Below are 18,253 nucleotides of genomic sequence, written 5' to 3'. Positions count from 1 at the left end.
GTGGAGGACGATGTCGTCCTGCGGCCGATAAAGCTGCGCGACCAGCGGGCCTGGCGCGAGGTCAACCGGCGCAACCGGGACTGGCTGCGCCCCTGGGAGGCGACCATCCCGCCGCCCGCGCCGGGCGGGCCGGTCACGCACCGGCCGACCTACCGGCAGATGGTCCGCCATCTGCGCACCGAGGCGAACGCGGGCCGGATGCTGCCGTTCGTGATCGAGTACCAGGGGCGGCTGGTCGGGCAGTTGACGGTCGCCGGGATCACCTGGGGTTCGATGTGCTCGGGCCACGTCGGCTACTGGGTGGACGAGGCGGTCGCCGGGCGCGGGGTGATGCCGACGGCCGTGGCGCTCGTCGTGGACCACTGTTTCCGCACGGTCGGACTGCACCGCGTGGAGGTGTGTATTCGCCCGGAGAACGGCCCCAGCCGCCGGGTGGTGGAGAAACTCGGATTCCGGGAGGAGGGGCTGCGGCCCCGTTATCTGCACATCGACGGCGCCTGGCGCGACCACCTGGTCTTCGCGCTCACCGCGGAGGAAGTGCCCGACGGGCTGCTGAACCGGTGGCGGCACAGCCGGGCGCGCAGCAGTAATTGAATAAATGTTCGAAATTGATCGGCCGGCGACCGGCTCGGGTCTTTGAATTCACGGCCCGGACGGTCCGCTGATCGCATCCGGCACAAAAAAAGCTCGAAATATCAGCCAGATCGTGCGACACACCGGCCCAATTGGCGGATGGCCTCACGCAAACCCCTCTACCGTGTGAGGCGTGAGCAGCAGCGGCCTCATCTACGCAGTCATCGTCGGGGCCTGGGCCGCCTACTTGGTGCCGATGTGGCTCCGTAGGCAGGACGAGCTGAACGAGGCCCGTCCGACGGAACGCTTCAGCACAGCCATCCGGTTGCTGTCCGGACGGGCCGGGATGGAGCGCCGGTACGCCAAGGACCTGCAGGCGCGCTCCGCCGACGAGGCGGAACCCGCCATGAGCGATCCGGACGCCGTCACCGACTCGGTGGACGTCCGGGCCTTCGCCGTGCCCCCGACCCGCCCGCAGACCCAGGCGCCCCTGGCGGCGCGCAGCGCCGAGCGGCCGGAGCCGGCACGCGAACGGGCGCCCGCGCCCGCCGAGGGGCCCGCCTCCGGCGCCGCCCCCGCGCGCAAGCAGGTGCCGAGCGCCCGGCGCGCACCCGGAGCCGAGGCCGCCGCGGCACGCGCCCGGCGTTCCAAGGTGCTCGCGCGCCGCCGGCGTACCACGGTGATGCTCTTCCTCGCCTTCACGGCGGGCTCGGTCGTCGCCGCCGTCGGCGGCCTCGCCTTCCTGTGGGCGCCCGCCGTGCCCGCCGTGCTGCTCAGCGCGTACATCGCCTATCTGCGCTCCCAGGAACGCCGCCGCTTCACGTACCAGATGGACCGCCGCCGGGCGGAGGACGCCGCGCAGCGGCTGCGGGAGCGGGCGCGCCAGCCGCGCCGGCAGCCGTCCGTCCCGGCCGACGGCGACGAACCCGAGGAAGGCCCGGAACCGGAGACCGATCCGGGCCTGTCCGCGCTCGCCGCGGACCGGCGGGCGCTGGTCGAGCAGACCGACCACGCCGAGTGGGTCGACCAGCAGCGGGAGCGGCAGCGGCGGCCCGGGCACGGGGACAGCTGGGAGCCGGTCCCGGTGCCGCTGCCCACCTATGTGACCGCCCCGGTCGCGCCGCGTGCCACGGCAGACGTCGACCTCGGGTCGCCGGACGCCTGGAGCTCGGCGCGGTCGAGCGCCGTGGGGCGCGAGGAGGAAACCCGGGCGGCGGGCGAACCGACCCCGGAGGAGCCGGACGACGGGGAGCCGGACCACGAGGACGACCGCGCCGACGGCGCCGGACGCAGCGACGCGCGGCGGGCCGCCTCGGCGCGGCGGGCGCGCGAGCGGGGGCGTACGCCGTTGTTCGACCAGTACGAGGACGGGGACCGGCCCCGCGCGGCCAACGAGTAGGGCTGCCGTCGGCCCCGCCGGAGCGGATTTCCGAGCAGGCCGATCGGGGTGCTAAAGTTTCACTCGTTGCAAGGGCCTGTGGCGCAGTCCGGTAGCGCACCTCGTTCGCATCGAGGGGGCCAGGGGTTCAAATCCCCTCAGGTCCACGCAGCATAGAGCCCCGTCGGGAGACTGACGGGGCTCTATCGTGTTGTCGGCCCCGGTGAGGGCCCATGACGGGCCCTCAGGTGGCGTACGTCACAGTGCCTTCGCGTAGCACCGGCTCGACTCGTAGGAGCGGTAGTAGCCGAACTTCGCGCACGGCTCGTAGCCGCTGGACGTGTACAGGCTGATCGCCTCCGGCTGCTCCGTGCCGGTCTCCAGGACCATGCGGGTGCGGCCGGCCGCGCGGGCGTCCTCCTCCAGGGCGGCGAGCATGCGCCGGGCGAGGCCCAGGCCGCGCATCTCCCTGATCACGTACATCCGCTTCAGCTCGGCGTCGCCGTCCTCGTTGCCCTCGTCGTTCTTGTCCTGGCGGCGCCAGCCGCCGGTGGCCACGGGGCGGTCCAGCTCGTCGTACCCGATGAAGTACACGCCGTTCGGGGGCTGGAAGTCCTCCGGCGCGAGCACGGTGGCGTCGCCGCCGTCGCCGTAGCGCTCGTGGTACTCGGCCTGGACCTCGTCGTTGAGCTTGACGGCGTCGGGGTGGTCGAAGGGGACGCGGCGTATATTCATGTGAGGCATCGTACTTCTATGCAGGCAGCGGATCCGGACTCGTCCAGTGTGCCGGTATCGTGCCGGGGTGCTGACTGTGACCTCCGTGAACGTGAACGGGCTGCGCGCCGCCGCGAAGAAGGGCTTCGCCGAGTGGCTCGCCGGTACCGACGCCGATGTGCTGTGCCTTCAGGAGGTGCGCGCCGAGCCGAAGCAGCTCCCCGGGCACGTGGGCGCGCCGGAGGGCTGGCACGTCGTGCACGCCCCGGCCGCGGCGAAGGGCCGCGCGGGCGTCTCGCTCTACACCCGCCGCGAACCCGACCGGGTGCGCGTCGGCTTCGGCTCGGCCGAGTTCGACGGCAGCGGCCGGTACGTCGAGGCGGATCTGCCCGGGGTGACCGTCGCCTCCCTGTACCTCCCGTCCGGCGAGGCCGGCACCGAGCGGCAGGACGAGAAGCTCCGCTTCATGGGCGAGTTCCTCGCCCACCTCAAGGGACTGCGCGAGCGCGCCGCCGCCGACGGCCGCGAGGTGCTGGTCTGCGGCGACTGGAACATCGCCCACCAGCGGGCCGACCTGCGGAACTGGCGCGGCAACACCAAGAGCTCCGGCTTCCTGCCGGAGGAGCGCGACTGGCTGAGTCAGGTCCTCGCCCCGGAGGCCGGCGGGTACGTCGACGTCGTGCGCGCGCTGCACCCGGACGTCGAGGGCCCCTACACCTGGTGGTCCTACCGCGGCCGGGCGTTCGACAACGACACCGGCTGGCGGATCGACCTGCACGTCGCCACGCCCGGCCTCGCGGACAGGGCGGTCAAGGGGTACGTGGAGCGCGCGGCCACGCACGCGGAGCGCTGGTCGGACCACGCGCCCGTCACCGTCGTGTACGACCTGTAGGACGCCCCGGGCGCGGGGCGCCCTCAGCGCAGGCGGCGGTCGAGGGCCAGCGAGAGTTCCGCCTCGACCACGCTGCGGGCCAGGGGGCGCAGGCGGTGCAGGCGGTCCGCGGGGGCGTGGCTGAGGATCAGGTCGGCGAAGATGCCGGCCAGGGCGTCGGCGTGCTCGCGGACGCGTTTCGCGGCGGCCAGGACGTCGGCCAGCGGGATGCCCTCGCGGACGAGGGCGGAGGAGACGTCGAGCAGGCGGCGGCTGATGTGGACGATCTCCTCGCCGTCGGTGCCGAGGTAGCCGAGGTCCATGGCGGCGGCGAGGTTCTCGGGGGTGGCCTGGCCGGCGAAGTGGTCGGCGAGTTCCTCGGGGGTGAGGCGGACGGGCGTCTCCTCCGTCGGGGCGCCGAGGCCGAGGAGGTCGCCGACGTCACGGCCGTGGTCGAAGGCCTCGGCGAGCTCGGCTATGCCGCTGAGCGTGTGACCGCGTTCCAGCAGGGCGGCTATCGTGCGCAGCCGGGCCAGGTGGTGGTCGTCGTACCAGGCGATGCGCCCTTCGCGGCGAGGCGGCGGGATCAGCTTGCGTTCCCGGTAGAAGCGCAGCGTGCGCACCGTGATGCCGGCCAGGCGGGCCAGCTCGTCCATGCGGTACTCGCGCTTCCCGGACGGCTGCTCCGATGGCGTCCCCGCCTGCTTCTCTGCCTTGTCTGCCACGGTCGAACCCTAAGTCGTACCGCCGGTAACTTTCTTCGTCCCGCCCCCTACCGATGAGTACGGCTCTCCTCTACCCTCCCCATTGCGCCAGTGTTCACTGGCATGGTTACGAGCGATGCGTGGAGGCTACGGGATGGCCGAGCACGAGCATGTACGGGTGGCGGTGATCGGGTCCGGGTTCGGCGGGCTCGGCGCCGCGGTGCGCCTGCGACGGGAAGGCGTCACCGACTTCGTGGTGCTGGAACGCGCCGACAGCGTCGGCGGCACCTGGCGGGACAACAGCTATCCGGGGTGCGCCTGCGACGTGCCGTCCCACCTCTACTCGTTCTCCTTCGCGCCCAATCCCGACTGGCCGCGCGCGTTCTCCGGGCAGGAGCACATCCGCGCCTACCTGGAGCGGGTCGCCGACGTCTTCGGGCTGCGGCCCCATCTGCGGTTCGGCTCCGAGGTCAAGCTGATGACCTGGGACCCGCACGAGCTGCGCTGGGACATCGAGACCGGCTCCGGGCGGCTCACCGCCGACCTCGTCGTCTCCGCCACCGGCCCGCTGTCCGACCCGAAGATCCCCGACATCCCCGGGCTGGACACCTTCCCCGGCAAGGTCTTCCACTCCGCCCGCTGGGACCACGACTACGACCTGAAGGGCAAGCGGGTCGCCATGGTGGGCACGGGGGCGTCCGCCATCCAGATCGTGCCCGCCATCCAGCCGCGGGTCGGCAGGCTCACCCTGTTCCAGCGCACGCCCCCGTGGGTGATGCCCCGGATGGACCGCGCGATCAGCGGCGCCGAGCGGTGGCTGCACCAGCGGCTGCCGGTCACCACCCAGGCCCGGCGCGGGCTGCTGTGGGGCATCCGCGAGCTCCAGGTGCAGGCGTTCACCAAGCACCCCGGCCAGCTGGGCTTCGTCGAACAGCTCGCCAAGCGGAACATGGCCCGCGCCATCAAGGACCCGGCGCTGCGGGCCAAGCTCACGCCCGACTACCGGATCGGCTGCAAGCGGATCCTGCTGTCGAGCGAGTACTACCCGGCGCTCGCCCGGCCGAATGTCGACGTCGTCGCCTCCGGGCTGGCCGAGGTCCGCGGGTCCACCCTGGTCGCCGCCGACGGCAGTGAGGCCGAGGCCGACGCGATCGTCTTCGGCACCGGGTTCCACGTCACCGACATGCCGATCGCCGAGCGGGTCGTCGGCGCGGACGGCCGGACCCTCGCCGAGGTCTGGAAGGGCGGCATGGAAGCCCTGCGCGGCGCCTCCGCGGCCGGCTTCCCCAACTGGATGACGATCATCGGGCCCAACACCGGCCTCGGGAACTCCTCGATGATCCTCATGATCGAGTCCCAGCTGAACTACCTGGCCGACTTCATCCGCCAGCTCGACGTGCTCGGCGGGCGCGTGGCCCTCGACGCCCGCCCCGGCGCGGTCGGCGCCTGGAACCGGCGGGTGCAGGAGCGGATGAAGCGCACGGTGTGGAACACCGGTGGCTGCACCAGCTGGTACCTGGACGGCAACGGCCGCAACACCACCATCTGGCCCGGCACGACCGCGGAGTTCCGGCGGGCGACCCGCCGGGTGGACCTCATGGAGTACGAGGTGCTGCGGCCGCCGGCGGCGAAGGCCGGCGGGGACGCCCCCGAGTCCGGGAAGCACTCCGCCGCCGCCGGGACCGAGGCCGCCCTGTGAGCCGGGTCACGCACGTCGCCTCCGGCCCGTACGCCCCGCCCGCGCCCGCCCGCGAGCTGACCGCCGTCTCCGCCGACGGCGCGCGGCTGCACGTCGAGGTGCACGGGCCGGAGAACGCGCCGCCCGTCGTCCTCATCCACGGCTGGACCTGCTCGACCGCCTTCTGGGCGGCGCAGATCCGCGCCCTGGCCGCCGGCCACCGCGTCATCGCCTACGACCAGCGCGGCCACGGACGCAGTCCCGTGAGCCGGTCGTGCAGCACCGACGCCCTCGCCGACGACCTGGAAGCCGTCCTCGCGGCCACCCTCGCGCCCGGGGAGAAGGCGGTGCTCGCCGGCCACTCCATGGGCGGCATGACGGTGCTCGCGGCGGCCGGCCGCCCCCGCGTCCGCGCGCACACGGCCGCCGTCCTGCTGTGCAGCACGGGCAGTTCGCAGCTCGTCGCCGCCGCCACCGTGGTGCCCCTGCGCCCGGGGCGGCTGCGCACCTGGCTCACCCGGCGCGTCCTCGGCTCGCGCGCTCCGCTCGGTCCGGTGACACCGCTCGCCCGGCGCGTCCTCAAGTACGGGACGATGGGCGCCGGTTCCGCGCCGCACATGGTGGAGGCGTGCGCGAGAGTGGTGCACGCCTGCCCGCGCGCCGTGCGCCACGCCTGGTCCCGCGTCCTGGAGACGCTCGACCTCGACCACGCCGTACGGGAGTTGCACGTGCCCACGGCCGTCGTCGTCGGCTCGCACGACCGGCTCACCCCGCCGGCGCACGCGCGGGCGCTCGCCGCCGCGCTGCCCCGCTGCACCGGCCTCGACGTGCTGCCCGGGCTCGGCCACATGACACCGGTGGAGGCGCCCGAGCTGATCACCGGGAAGATACGGGAACTCGTCACGACGCACGTGAAGGTGAGGGAGGGCGCATGACCAGGGTGAGCCTCGAAGGACAGGTCGCGGTCGTCACGGGGGCCGCGCGCGGCGTCGGCGAGCTGCTGGCGCGCAAACTGTCGGCGCGCGGGGTGAAGGTCGCCCTGGTCGGGCTGGAGCCGGACGCCCTCAAGGAGGTCTCCTCGCGGCTGTACGGCGACAGCGACCAGTGGTACGCCGACGTCACCGACCACGAGGCGATGGCCCGGGTCGCGGGCGAGGTCGAGGAGCGGTTCGGGAAGGTCGACATCGTCGTCGCGAACGCGGGCGTGGCGACCGGCGGGCCGTTCGCCGGCTCCGACCCCGAGGCCTGGCGGCGGGTGATCGAGGTCAACCTGATCGGCTCGGCGGTGACCGCGCGGGCCTTCCTGCCCGCGCTGACGGCGAGCCGCGGCTACCTGCTCCAGATCGCCTCCCTCGCCGCGATCACCCCCGCCCCCATGATGACGGCGTACTGCGCGTCCAAGTCGGGCGTCGAGGCGTACGCGCACAGCCTGCGCGCCGAGGTCGCCCACCGGGGTGTGAAGGTCGGCGTCGGCTATCTGTCCTGGACCGACACCGACATGGTGCGCGGGGCCGATCAGGACGACGTCATGCGGGAGTTGCGGCAGCGGCTGCCGTGGCCCTCGAACAAGACCTATCCGCTGGGCCCGGCGGTGGACCGGATCGTCGCCGGGATCGAGCGCCGGTCCGCACACGTCTACGGACAGTGGTGGCTGCGCGGGATGCAGGGCGTGCGCGGGTACCTGCCTTCGGTCATCGGGACGGTCGGACAGCGGGAGATACGACGGTTCGCGGACCGCCTGGACGGCATGCGCACCGGGCTCGTGGGGGCGGGCGGCGCGGCGGACGAGCAGGCCAGAGCGGTCGCCGCTACCGAGCGTGAGTGATCGACATGCACAGCGTGTCGGGCCGTGTGAATCTGGTGGAGCCCCCTCGGGGCCCCAAATCCCCCAGTCACAAGGAGTGACGACACATGGGTATGAAGGACAAGTTCCAGGACCAGTCCGAGCAGTGGCAGCAGCAGGCTCGCGAGAAGATGGACCAGGCCAGGGAGCAGGTCCAGAACCGCCGCGGGCAGCGTCGTGAGGACGAGCCGATGACGCGCGAGCGGTCCGAGCGCGAGCGGCCCGAGCGGGAGCGGCCCGAGCGGGAGCGCTTCGACGAGGAGCTCGACGAGGTCTGACCGCTGCGGTCCGGATCCTGTGGTGCGGGTGCCTCCGGTGTACTCCGGGGGCGCCCCTCCTTTTTCGGGGTCAGGGAGTGGAGCGTGGGGGGAGCTCGGGGCGGGAGCGGTCGGGAGTGTCCGTGTAGTCGGGCGGGGTGGCCGGGGGGTTGGTGCTCAAGAGGTCCAGGGCCAGGTGGACGGCGTCGTCGAGCTGGGCGTGGCGGCCCTCGGCCCAGTCGAGCGGGGTGCGCAGGACCTCCACGTCGGGGGTGACGCCCCGGTTCTCGACGGACCAGCCGTACGCGTCGAACCAGGCCGCGTTCATCGGCACGGTGATCACGGTGCCGTCACCGAGGCGGTGGCGGCCGGTCATGCCGACGACTCCGCCCCAGGTGCGCTGGCCGACGACCGGACCCAGCTTCAGCAGCTTGAAGGCGGCCGTGATCATGTCGCCGTCGGAGGAGGTGGCCTCGTCGGCGAGGGCAACGACCGGGCCGCGCGGCGCGTTGGAGGCGTACGACACGGGCTGGGCGTCACGGGTGAGGTCCCAGCCGAGGATGGTGCGGGTCAGCTTCTCGACGACCAGTTCGCTGATGTGGCCGCCCGCGTTGCCGCGCACGTCGACGATGAGGGCAGGTCGGGAGACCTCCATGCGCAGGTCGCGGTTGAACTGGGCCCAGCCGGAGCCGCCCATGTCGGGGATGTGCAGGTAGCCGCAGCGTCCGCCGCTCAACTCGCGCACGACCTCCCGGCGTTTGGCCACCCAGTCCTGGTAGCGCAGCGGCTGCTCGTCGACGAGCGGGACGACGGCGACCCGGCGGGCGCGGCCCTCGCCCCCGGCGGGAGTGAAGGTCAGCTCCACGGTCGTGCCGCCCGCTCCCGCGAGCAGCGGGTAGGGGCCGGTGACCGGGTCCACGGGGCGGCCGTCGACGTGGGTGAGGACGGCGCCCTCACGGATGCCGGAACCGGCGAGCGGGGAGCGGGCCTTGGAGTCGGAGGAGTCGCCGGGCAGGATCCGCCGGACCGTCCAGCCGCCGTCCCGGCGGACGAGGTTGGCGCCGAGCAGACCCTGCCGGCGCTGGTAGTGGGGCGGGCCCTCGTTGCGGCGGGCGGCGGTGACGTACGCGTGCGAGGTGCCCAGTTCGCCGAGCACCTCGCGGAGCAGGTCGGCGAACTCGTCGGGTGAGGCCACCCGGTCGACCAGCGGACGGTACTGGCCGAGGACCGCGTCCCAGTCGATGCCGCACATGCCGGGGTCCCAGAAGTGGGCGCGGATCAGGCGGCCCGCCTCGTCGTAGGACTGGCGCCACTCGGCGGCCGGGTCGACCTCGTGCAGGATGCGGCGCAGATCGATCCAGGTGGTGGTGTCCGCGTCGCCGCTCTCGGTGGACGGGACCGCGCGCAGGTCGCCCTCGTCGACGACGACGAGACGGCTGCCGTCGCCGCTCACCGCGAACCAGTCCAGGTGGTCGAGGAGTTCGGACCGCTTGGCCTTGGCGATGCCGAAGTGTTCCAGGGTGGGACGGCCGCTGGTGTCGTCCGGATTGACGAAGGTCTCGCCGAGCGCGCCGGAGATCGGCCAGCGCAGCCAGACCAGTCCGCCGCCGGCGACCGGGTGCAGCGCCGAGTACTTGGACGCGGCGACCGGGAAGGGCGTGACCCTGTTCTCCAGGCCCTCCACCTCCACGGTGACGGTGCCGCTCTCGCCGCCCTCGTCGTCGGGTTCCCCGGCGTCCCCCATCCTGCCGAGACCGCCGGCGGCGGGGCGGCCGTCGGGGTCCAGGGCGAACGGGGAGGGGGTGGCGGAGGACAGCGGGACCAGGTAGGGGCGGCAGCCGAGCGGGAAGGACAGGTCGCCGGTGTGCACGTCGTAGACCGGGTCGAAACCGCGCCAGGAGAGGAAGGCGAGGTAGCGGCCGTCGCGGGTGAAGACCGGGTTCTCGTCCTCGAAGCGGCCGTTGGTGACGTCGACGACGACACGGGCCGCCTCTCCGGTGCCGCCGGCGCCGCCGATGCGGGCCATCTTGATCTGCCGCAGGCTGCGGCCGATGCCGGGGTGGGACCAGGTCAGCCAGTTGCCGTCGGGGGAGAAGGCGAGGTCGCGGACCGGGCCGTTGACGGACCTGATCAGCTCGGTGACCTCGCCGTCGGAGTCCTCGGTCGCGTCGAGCAGCAGGAGCCGTCCGTCGTGCGCGGCGACGGCGAGGCGCTGGCCCTGCGGGTCGCAGACCAGTTCGAGAACGCGGCCGAGTTCGCCGGAGGCCAGCCGCCGGGGCGCGCGGTCGCCGGTGGCGCGGGGCAGGTAGGCGATCTCGATCGCGTCCTCGCCCTCCGCGTCCGTCACATAGGCGACCTGGTTGCCGGAGCCCAGCATCTCCGGCAACCGGACCCGGACGCCGGGGGTGTCGGTGAGGGTGCGGGCGGGCCCGTCGCGGTGGGTGAGCCAGTACAGGCTGCCGCGCACCACGACGGCGCTGGCCCGGCCGGTCTCGTCGACGGACAGGCCGTCCACGTGCTGGGCCGCGGGCACCTGGTAGGGGCGGCGGCCGGTGCGCGGCCCGTTCAGCCGGACGTCGAGGCGGCGGGGTGCGGCGTCGGGCGAGAAGTCGTCCACGAGCCACAGGTCGCCCGCGCACTGGTACACCACCCGGGTGCCGTCGCTCGCGGCGTGCCGGGCGTAGAACGCGTCGTGGTCGGTGTGGCGGCGCAGGTCGGAGCCGTCGTGGGCACAGGAGTAGAGGTTGCCGACGCCCTCGTGGTCGGAGAGGAAGGCGATCCGGTCGCCGACGAACATCGGCGCTTCGAGGTGCCCTTCCAGGTCGGCGAGGAGCCGCTGCCCGTGCAGCCAGAGGCGGCCCGTGGCGCCGCCCCGGTAGCGCTTCCAGGCGGCCGGTTCGTGCGGCGGGGTGCCGGTGAGCAGCAGTGTCCTGTGCCCGTCGGCGAGGTCGGCGACCTGGATGTCGGAGACCGGACCCCAGGGCAGCTTGCGGCCGGGGTCGCCGTCGGGGGAGACCTTGTACGCCCAGGTGAAGTAGGAGAAGGGCTGGCCGTGGGAGGCGACGGCGAGGATGTCGCCGGTGCCGTCGCCTTCGGGCGGGGCCCAGCCGCAGACGCGGGTGTCCTGGCTTCCCCAGTAGGTGAGCTGCCGGGTCCGGCCGCCGTCCACGGGGACCAGGTGGATCTCCGGGACGAGGCTGCGCCAGCTCGTGCAGGCGATGTGGCGGCCGTCGGGGGAGAAGCGCGGCTGGCCGGTCTTGGTGCGGTCGGCGGTGAGCCGCCAGGCGCGGCCGGGACCGTCGAGCGGGGCGAGCCAGAGGTCGTCCTCGGCCACGAAGCACAGCAGGTTTCTGTGGAGATGGGGCAGGCGCAGATAGGTCACCTCTTCATGCTTTGCCGGGGAGGTGGGGCGGGCAACTCGTGCGCCGCGTGCGCCTTTCGGCCGGATCGCCCGTGTGCGGAGACGGGGGGACTTATGCCGTCCTGACAGGAGTGACCCAGCCCACGTACGAAACTGTTTCGTTTCGCTTCTCGCGGGCACTACAGTGGTGGTGTACGAAACAGTCTCGTTCACGCGAAAGGGGTGAGGGTCATGGCCGAGACCGCAACCGCGCGCCGCAGCCGGCTCACGCCCGAGCGCGCGGCCGAGCTGTACACGGCCGTGCTCGACCTGCTCCGGGAGGTCGGCTACGACGCCCTGACCATGGACGCCGTCGCGGCCCGCACCCACTCCAGCAAGGCCACCCTCTACCGCCAGTGGGGCGGCAAGGCCGAACTGGTGGCGCACGCGATGCGGCACATGAAGCCGGGCAGCATCGCCGACGTCGACACCGGCTCGCTCCGCGGCGACCTGGCCGCCCTCGTGACCCGCGAGGACGACTGCGCCATGGAGCAGAACACCGCGCTGATGCGCGGCCTGGCCATGGCGGTGCACAACAACCCCGACCTGCTGCGAGCGTTCAAGGAACTGCTGATCGAGCCGGAGCTGGAGGAGTTCCGGCGCGTGCTGCGGCGCGCCGTCGACCGGGGCGAGGTCCGCGAGGACAACCCGGCGATGGAGTTCGTGGTGCACATGCTGCTGGGCGCGTTCGTCACCCGCACGCTGATAGACGAGCTGCCGCCCACGCAGAGCTTCCTCCTCTCGTACATCGACGCCGTGGTCCTCCCCGCCCTCGGCGTCCCCACCACCACCTGAGCGACCTGCTCCGCACCACCTGACGCGACCGCTCACGTCGTCGGGCTGACCATTCCTGCCCTGACCACCCCACGACTGACCGGGAGTACGCCCTCGTGGCCACCTTTCTCTACCGACTCGGCCGGTTCTCGTTCCGGCGAAGGCACATCCTCGCCTTCATATGGGTGGCGCTGCTGACGCTCGCCGGCGTCGGCGCGGCAAGCGCCCCCGCCCCCGGCACCACCTCCTTCTCGATCCCCGGCACCGAGGCCCAGAAGGCCTTCGACCTGCTGGAGGAGCGCTTCCCCGGCATGAGCGCCGACGGCGCCACCGCCCGCGTCGTCTTCAAGGCGCCGGCCGGGGAGAAGATGACCGACGCCGAGAACAAGGCGACGGTCCAGAAGACCGTCCGGGAACTGGCCGACGGCTCCGAGGTCGCCGCCGTCGCCGACCCCTACCAGGCCAGGGCCGTCAGCCGGGACGGCACGATCGCCTACGCCCAGGTCACGTACAAGGTGTCCGGCATGGAGCTGAAGGACGCCACCAAGGACGCCCTGGAAGGCGCCGCGCAGGACGCGCGGGACTCCGGGCTGACCGTCGAGATCGGCGGTGACGCCCTCCAGGCCGTGCCGCACACCGGCAGCTCCGAGATCATCGGCATCGCGGTCGCCGCGGTCGTCCTCGTCATCACCTTCGGCTCGCTGCTCGCGGCCGGGCTGCCGCTGCTCACCGCCATCATCGGTGTCGGCATCGGCGTCGCGACGATCACCGCGCTGGCCAGCCCCCTCGACCTGGGCTCCACCACCTCCACGCTCGCCACGATGATCGGCCTCGCGGTCGGCATCGACTACGCCCTGTTCATCGTCTCCCGCTACCGCGCGGAACTCGCCGAGGGCCGCGACCGCGAGGAGGCGGCCGGACGGGCCGTCGGCACCGCCGGCTCCGCGGTGGTCTTCGCCGGCCTCACCGTCGTCATCGCCCTGGTCGGCCTGTCCGTCGTCAACATCCCGATGCTGACGAAGATGGGCATCGCCGCCGCGGGCACCGTCGCCATCGCCGTCCTGATCGCGCTCACCATGATCCCCGCGCTGCTCGGCTACGCGGGCCGCAAGGTCCGCCCGGCCGGCGAGAAGAGCAAGCTGCTCGGCGGCGGGCGCGCCGCCAGGAAGGCCGCCGAGGGCACCACCAAGCCCAACATGGGCACCCGCTGGGCCAGCTTCGTCGTCCGCCGCCCGGTCGCCGTGCTGCTGCTCGGCGTCCTCGGCCTCGGTGCCGCCGCGGTCCCGGCCGCCTCGCTGGAACTCGGCCTGCCCGACGACGGCTCCCAGCCGACCTCGACCACCCAGCGCCGCGCCTACGACCTCCTCTCGGAGGGCTTCGGGCCCGGCTTCAACGGCCCGCTGATGGTCGTCGTCGACGGCAAGGGCAGCGCGGACCCGAAGGCGCTCTTCGAGGACGTCGCCGGGGAGGTCAAGGGCCTGGACAACGTGGTGACGGTGACCCCGCCGGCGCCCAACAAGGCCGGCGACACCGCCACGGTCACCGTGATCCCGGACGCCAAGCCGTCCTCGGCGACCACCGAGGACCTGGTGCACGCCATCCGCGCCACCGGCGCCGAGCTGACCGCCGGCAAGGACGGCCAGGTGCTGGTCACCGGCGCGACGGCGATGAACATCGACGTGTCGGAGAAGCTGAACGACGCGCTGCTGCCGTACCTGGCGCTCGTGGTGGGCCTCGCCTTCCTGCTGCTGATCGTGGTCTTCCGCTCCATCCTCGTCCCGCTGAAGGCGGCCCTCGGCTTCCTGCTCAGCGTGCTGGCGGCGCTCGGCGCGGTGGTCGCGGTCTTCCAGTGGGGCTGGCTGTCCGGCCTGATGGGCGTCGAGGAGACCGGCCCGGTCATGTCGATGATGCCGATCTTCATGGTCGGCGTGGTCTTCGGCCTGGCGATGGACTACGAGGTCTTCCTGGTCACCCGGATGCGTGAGGCGTACGTGCACGGGGAGAAGCCCGGCCAGGCGGTCGTGACCGGCTTCAAGTACGGCGCGCGGGTCGTGACGGCCGCCGCGGTGATCATGATGGCGGTGTTCGCGGGCTTCATCGGCTCCAGCGAGTCCATGGTCAAGATGATCGGCTTCGGCCTGGCGATCGCGGTGTTCTTCGACGCGTTCGTCGTCCGCATGGCGATCGTCCCGGCGGTGCTCGCCCTGCTCGGCAAGGCGGCCTGGTGGCTGCCGAAGTGGCTGGACCGGGCGCTGCCCAACGTGGACGTCGAGGGCGAGGGCCTGCGTACCGCGTCGGACCGGGACGGCCGCAAGGACCCGGACGAGGACCGCGAACTGGTCCGCGCCTGATCGGCCCGGCCGCGATCGCGGCCGCGGCATGGGACCGGCCGGTGAGGGCTCCGTGGGGACGGGGCGCCCTCACCGGCCTCCTCATGCCGCCCCGGGCTCACGGGCCCGGGGGCACGGGCCTCCCGCGGGGCCATCGGCCCGCGACGCGGGCGCGGCGGAACCATAAGCAGTCGCGTGCGCCATACACGCACCACTAGGTTGCCCTCCATGACGAGCGCAGACACCGCCATCGAGGGCCACGGGGCCCACCCCCGGTTCGCCGACGCCCTGCGGGAGATGGGCATCGCAGAGGTGCTGGACCGGGTACGCCGCTTCCCGGACGCGACCCGGACCGCCGCCGAGGCGGCCGCCGCGATCGGCTGCGGGCTGAGCCAGATCTGCAAGTCGCTGGTCTTCGCCGCCGACGACGTGCCGGTGCTGGTCCTGATGGACGGCGCCTCCCGGGTCGACGTGGAACTGGTACGGCGGGCACTCGGCGCCCGCGAGGTCACCCGGGCCAAGGCCGGCGTCGTACGGGAGACCACGGGGTACGCCATCGGAGGCGTACCGCCGTTCGGGCACCGGACCAGGACGCGGGTGCTCGCCGACCGGGGCCTGCTCGACCACGACGTGGTGTGGGCGGCCGCCGGTGACCCGCACACCGTCTTCCCGATGGAACCGAAGGCCCTCGTCGCCCACGCCGGCGGCACCCTGGTGGACGTCCGCGAGCGAAGTGGCGCGTGACGCCGCTGGTCACCGCGGCCGTGCTGGCGGCCGCGGTCACCCACGCCGGGTGGAACGCCATCGCCCACCGCATCACCGACAAGCTCGTCGGGTTCACCCTCATCTCCGGCGGCGGCGCGCTGACCGGGCTGGCGCTGGTGCCGTTCACCGCGGTGCCGGCCCCCGCCGCGTGGCCGTACCTGCTCGGCTCCGCCGCCGTCCACATCGCCTACTACGCCCTGCTCATGCGGTCCTTCCGGCTCGGCGACTTCGGGCAGGCCTACCCCATCGCCCGGGGCAGCGCGCCGCTCGTCGTCACCGCGCTGGCCGCGGTCTTCGCGCACGAGGTGCCCGACGGCTGGGCCACGGCCGGGATCACGCTGTCGTGCGCCGGGCTGACCGGTGTCGCGCTGTGGGGGCTGCGCGGGCACCGCCCGGACTGGGCGGCGATCGGCGCGGCGCTGGCGACCGGCCTGACCATCGCCGTGTACACGCTGGTCGACGGGCTCGGCGTGCGCGCCTCCGGCTCGTCGCTCGGGTACATCGCCTGGCTGATGCTGGCGCAGGGCGCGGTCATCCCGGCGTACGCCCTGCACCGGTGGCGCGGCGCCTTCCTCGCCACCGTGCGGCCCTTCGCCGCCCTCGGGCTGCTCGGGGCGCTGATGTCCGTCGCCGCGTACGCCCTGGTGCTGTGGGCGCAGACCCGCGCGGAGCTGGCGCCGATCGCCGCCCTGCGGGAGTCGTCGATCATCGTGGGCGCGGTGATCGGCGCCGTGGTGTTCAAGGAGCGGTTCGGCGCGCCGCGGATCGCCGCGGCCGGGTTGCTGGTCGCCGGGATCGGGCTGATGCTGCGCGCCGGCTGAGGCCGGGCAGTCCACGCAGACGCCCGGAACGTCCCTGATTGGATGCATCCGTACGCCATCTGGCGCACCCTGGAAGCAGGTTCTTCCGGAGGTGATCGTCATGACGATGCATACCGCAGTGGGCTGGCACGTCGAGCTGGAGTTCAAGGAGGACGACCGGCACACCGAGGCCGCGGCGCTGATACGGCTCCCGGACGGCAGCGAGGTGCGCTCCCACGGCCAGGCCAGCAGGCACCACACGGACGCGAATCAGCCCAGGGTCGGCGAGGAGATCGCCGGCGCCCGGGCGCTGAACGAGCTGGCGATGCGGCTGCTCACCAAGGCGCACGAGGAGATCGACTCGGCGTCGGGGCGCATCTCGCACCCCATCCACGTGTGAGCGCGGTCAGCTGCCGGTGAGGGCGGTGCGGACCGCCCTCACCAGGGCCTGCGCGCGCGGGTCCGCGGTGACGCTGCTGCGGAAGCCGTTCGTCACGTAGCCGAAGGCGATCCCCGACTCCGGGTCGGCGAAGCCGAGCGCGCCGCCGCGGCCGGGGTGGCCGAAGGACCCGGGGGACAGCAGCGGGGACGCGCTGCCGTGCAGCATGTAGCCGAGGCCGAAGCGGGTGTTCACCACCAGGACCCGGTCCGGGCCCGAGGACTGCTCGCCGCGCGCCAGGTCGGCCGTCTCCGGCGTGAACAGCCGCACCCCGCCGTCGACCTCGCCGATCAGCGAGGCGTAGATCCGGGCCAGCCCGTCGGCGGTGGCGATGCCGTTGGAGGCGGGCAGGGCGGCGGCACGGTAGAGCGGGTCGTTCTCGTCGGGCTGCGGGGTGATCGCACCGAAGGCGCGGCGGGTCAGGGACTCCGGGTCGGCGTAGGCGTCGGAGACCGCGCGCTTGGGCCGGGTGCGCAGGGCGCCCGCCGCCTCCTCGGCCGCCACCGGGCCGACCCGCCCGACGCGGGCCGCCTCGGCCGGGGGCAGTCCGAGCCAGAAGTCCGCTCCGACGGGGCCCGCGATCTCGTCGGCGATCCACTCGTCGATCGGCCGGCCGGTGACCCGGCGGACCAGCTCGGCCGTGAGCCAGCTGTAGGTCTGCGCGTGGTAGCCGTGGTCCGTGCCCGGCTGCCACGCCGGTGCCTGCGCCGCGACCGCCGCGGCCCCCAGCTCCGGGTCGGCGGCCTGCGCGACCGTCAGCGGGCGGTCCAGCACCGGCACGCCCGCGCGGTGCGCGAGCAGGTGCCGTACGAGGGTGCGCTCCTTGCCCGCCGCCTCGTACTCCGGCCACCACTTGACCACCGGCGCGTCGAGGTCCAGCTCGCCGCGCTGGTGCAGCAGCAGGAGGACGGCGGCGGCGACGCCCTTGGTCGCCGAGCGAACGATCTGGGCGGTGCCGCGCTGCCAGGGCTCGGTGCCGTCGACGTCCCGGGTGCCGCCCCACAGGTCGACCACCTTGTGGCCGTCCCGGTAGACGGTGACGGCCGCGCCGCGGTCGCCGAGCGTGCCGAAGTTCCTCACGAACGCGTCCCTGACCGGCTCGAAGCCCTCGGCCACTGTGCCGTTCGCGTCCACGTCCGTCCTCCTCGTCCTGCGGTGCGGGTCGGGTCCCCGACTCACCCAAGCAGAATCGTCACGTCGATGTTCCCGCGGGTGGCGTTGGAGTAGGGGCAGACCTCGTGGGCGGCGTCCACCAGCTTCGACGCGAGGTCCGGGTCGAGGAGCGGCAGGGAGACGCTGAGGGCGACCGCGAGGCCGTAGCCGCGGTGGCGGTTGGGCCCGATGCCGACCTTGGCGGCGACCGTGGAGCCGGTGAGGTCGTAGCCCTCGCGGTTGCCGACCAGGATCAGCGCGTTGTGGAAGCAGGAGCTGTAGCCCGCCGCGAAGAGCTGCTCCGGGTTGGTGCCGTTGCCGTCGCCGCCCAGCTCCGGCGGCATCGCCACCTTCAGCCCGAGCTGGCCGTCCTGGCTGGTGACATGGCCGTCCCGGCCGCCGTGGGCGGTGGCCTCGGCCACGTACACGATCTTCGTCGGGCGGGTGTCGACGGCGATGCCTTCGGACACGGCGGGACCTCCCCCAGGGCAGAGACGGCGGCGGGCGGCACCCGTCGCGTGGCGGGTGCGCCGTGCACAAGGTACTGGTGAGTAGGTGCGCTCGGCGCGGCGCGG

At 73.2% G+C, this 18,253-nt stretch carries 17 protein-coding genes and 1 tRNA gene; 13 read left to right on the top strand and 5 right to left on the bottom strand.

The genetic code is table 11. From position 1 onward, the window contains the following. The 3 genes from SGLAU_RS14325 (at position 1) to SGLAU_RS14315 (ending at position 2,118) form a co-directional block, all read left to right on the top strand. A complete protein-coding gene (locus SGLAU_RS14325) occupies positions 1 to 594 on the top strand; it encodes a GNAT family N-acetyltransferase (protein WP_043501664.1) in 594 nt (197 codons plus the stop codon). Between the two features lie 172 nt (positions 595 to 766). Then, the gene (glpR, locus tag SGLAU_RS14320) at positions 767 to 1,972 is read left to right on the top strand and encodes a gephyrin-like molybdotransferase receptor GlpR (RefSeq protein WP_043501662.1); all 1,206 of its coding nucleotides are present in this window, start codon (positions 767 to 769) and stop codon (positions 1,970 to 1,972) included. 72 nt (positions 1,973 to 2,044) lie between these two features. Beyond that, positions 2,045 to 2,118 (top strand) — tRNA-Ala (locus SGLAU_RS14315). A gap of 91 nt (positions 2,119 to 2,209) precedes the next feature. Here SGLAU_RS14315 and SGLAU_RS14310 read toward each other — a convergent pair. Beyond that, entirely contained in the window at positions 2,210 to 2,686 is a 477-nt protein-coding gene (locus tag SGLAU_RS14310) for a GNAT family N-acetyltransferase (RefSeq protein WP_078957716.1), read from the bottom strand. A gap of 67 nt (positions 2,687 to 2,753) precedes the next feature. On the opposite strand from SGLAU_RS14310, the gene SGLAU_RS14305 reads away from it, so the two are divergent. Continuing rightward, the gene (locus SGLAU_RS14305) at positions 2,754 to 3,557 is read left to right on the top strand and encodes an exodeoxyribonuclease III (protein WP_043501659.1); all 804 of its coding nucleotides are present in this window, start codon (positions 2,754 to 2,756) and stop codon (positions 3,555 to 3,557) included. Between the two features lie 23 nt (positions 3,558 to 3,580). Here the strand turns inward: SGLAU_RS14305 and SGLAU_RS14300 are convergent, their stop codons facing one another. Beyond that, positions 3,581 to 4,192, bottom strand: coding sequence for a MerR family transcriptional regulator (locus SGLAU_RS14300; protein ID WP_043501657.1), 612 nt, complete (start codon positions 4,190 to 4,192; stop codon positions 3,581 to 3,583). A 202-nt stretch (positions 4,193 to 4,394) separates the two neighbouring features. On the opposite strand from SGLAU_RS14300, the gene SGLAU_RS14295 reads away from it, so the two are divergent. From SGLAU_RS14295 to SGLAU_RS14280, 4 genes are all read left to right on the top strand, one after another. Continuing rightward, the gene (locus SGLAU_RS14295; protein WP_043501656.1) at positions 4,395 to 5,939 is read left to right on the top strand and encodes a flavin-containing monooxygenase; all 1,545 of its coding nucleotides are present in this window, start codon (positions 4,395 to 4,397) and stop codon (positions 5,937 to 5,939) included. After that, positions 5,936 to 6,853, top strand: coding sequence for an alpha/beta fold hydrolase (locus tag SGLAU_RS14290; protein ID WP_043501653.1), 918 nt, complete (start codon positions 5,936 to 5,938; stop codon positions 6,851 to 6,853). The genes SGLAU_RS14295 and SGLAU_RS14290 overlap by 4 nt, the downstream gene beginning before the upstream one ends. Continuing rightward, positions 6,850 to 7,743, top strand: a complete 894-nt coding sequence (locus tag SGLAU_RS14285; RefSeq protein WP_043501650.1) for an SDR family oxidoreductase — start codon at positions 6,850 to 6,852, stop codon at positions 7,741 to 7,743. The genes SGLAU_RS14290 and SGLAU_RS14285 overlap by 4 nt, the downstream gene beginning before the upstream one ends. An 86-nt stretch (positions 7,744 to 7,829) precedes the next feature. Beyond that, on the top strand, positions 7,830 to 8,039 hold the full coding sequence (locus tag SGLAU_RS14280) for a hypothetical protein (protein ID WP_043501647.1): 210 nt from the start codon (positions 7,830 to 7,832) through the stop codon (positions 8,037 to 8,039). 70 nt (positions 8,040 to 8,109) lie between these two features. On the opposite strand, the gene SGLAU_RS14275 is transcribed toward SGLAU_RS14280, so the two are convergent. Then, complete coding sequence (locus SGLAU_RS14275) at positions 8,110 to 11,400, bottom strand: S41 family peptidase (protein ID WP_043501645.1); 3,291 nt, start codon at positions 11,398 to 11,400, stop codon at positions 8,110 to 8,112. Between the two features lie 210 nt (positions 11,401 to 11,610). Between SGLAU_RS14275 and SGLAU_RS14270 the strand changes: the two genes are divergently transcribed. The 5 genes from SGLAU_RS14270 to SGLAU_RS14250 all read left to right on the top strand — a co-directional run bounded on the left by SGLAU_RS14270 (position 11,611) and on the right by SGLAU_RS14250 (position 16,487). Then, positions 11,611 to 12,213: a TetR/AcrR family transcriptional regulator gene (locus SGLAU_RS14270; protein WP_043501643.1), complete on the top strand. Its 603-nt coding sequence runs from the start codon at positions 11,611 to 11,613 to the stop codon at positions 12,211 to 12,213. A 95-nt stretch (positions 12,214 to 12,308) separates the two neighbouring features. After that, on the top strand, positions 12,309 to 14,543 hold the full coding sequence (locus SGLAU_RS14265) for an MMPL family transporter (protein WP_043501640.1): 2,235 nt from the start codon (positions 12,309 to 12,311) through the stop codon (positions 14,541 to 14,543). A 207-nt stretch (positions 14,544 to 14,750) separates the two neighbouring features. After that, positions 14,751 to 15,266, top strand: a complete 516-nt coding sequence (locus SGLAU_RS14260; protein ID WP_043501638.1) for a YbaK/EbsC family protein — start codon at positions 14,751 to 14,753, stop codon at positions 15,264 to 15,266. Then, positions 15,263 to 16,108 carry an EamA family transporter gene (locus SGLAU_RS14255; protein WP_043501635.1) on the top strand — a complete coding sequence of 282 codons (846 nt, stop codon included), beginning with the start codon at positions 15,263 to 15,265 and terminating at the stop codon, positions 16,106 to 16,108. Before SGLAU_RS14260 ends, SGLAU_RS14255 begins: the two co-directional genes overlap by 4 nt. A gap of 106 nt (positions 16,109 to 16,214) precedes the next feature. After that, entirely contained in the window at positions 16,215 to 16,487 is a 273-nt protein-coding gene (locus SGLAU_RS14250) for a DUF1876 domain-containing protein (protein WP_043506611.1), read from the top strand. A 6-nt stretch (positions 16,488 to 16,493) separates the two neighbouring features. On the opposite strand, the gene SGLAU_RS14245 is transcribed toward SGLAU_RS14250, so the two are convergent. Continuing rightward, complete coding sequence (locus tag SGLAU_RS14245) at positions 16,494 to 17,660, bottom strand: serine hydrolase domain-containing protein (RefSeq protein ID WP_043501633.1); 1,167 nt, start codon at positions 17,658 to 17,660, stop codon at positions 16,494 to 16,496. A gap of 41 nt (positions 17,661 to 17,701) precedes the next feature. After that, the gene (locus SGLAU_RS14240; protein ID WP_043501632.1) at positions 17,702 to 18,148 is read right to left on the bottom strand and encodes an organic hydroperoxide resistance protein; all 447 of its coding nucleotides are present in this window, start codon (positions 18,146 to 18,148) and stop codon (positions 17,702 to 17,704) included. Between the last annotated feature and the right edge of the window lie 105 nt (positions 18,149 to 18,253).

It is taken from the genome of Streptomyces glaucescens, assembly GCF_000761215.1.
In the GTDB taxonomy this organism is placed as follows: Bacteria; Actinomycetota; Actinomycetes; order Streptomycetales; family Streptomycetaceae; genus Streptomyces; species Streptomyces glaucescens_B.
Note: the sequence above shows the minus strand (reverse complement) of the source record. Positions and strands in the feature narration are given on the sequence as shown.

Coding starts and splice junctions, on each gene's coding strand:
- SGLAU_RS14260 (WP_043501638.1), top strand. CDS start 14,751: ATGACGAGCGCAGACACCGCCATCGAGGGCCACGGGGCCCACCCCCGG.
- SGLAU_RS14295 (WP_043501656.1), top strand. CDS start 4,395: ATGGCCGAGCACGAGCATGTACGGGTGGCGGTGATCGGGTCCGGGTTC.
- SGLAU_RS14250 (WP_043506611.1), top strand. CDS start 16,215: ATGCATACCGCAGTGGGCTGGCACGTCGAGCTGGAGTTCAAGGAGGAC.
- SGLAU_RS14300 (WP_043501657.1), bottom strand. CDS start 4,192: ATGGACGAGCTGGCCCGCCTGGCCGGCATCACGGTGCGCACGCTGCGC.
- SGLAU_RS14285 (WP_043501650.1), top strand. CDS start 6,850: ATGACCAGGGTGAGCCTCGAAGGACAGGTCGCGGTCGTCACGGGGGCC.
- SGLAU_RS14280 (WP_043501647.1), top strand. CDS start 7,830: ATGGGTATGAAGGACAAGTTCCAGGACCAGTCCGAGCAGTGGCAGCAG.
- SGLAU_RS14310 (WP_078957716.1), bottom strand. CDS start 2,686: ATGAATATACGCCGCGTCCCCTTCGACCACCCCGACGCCGTCAAGCTC.
- SGLAU_RS14270 (WP_043501643.1), top strand. CDS start 11,611: ATGGCCGAGACCGCAACCGCGCGCCGCAGCCGGCTCACGCCCGAGCGC.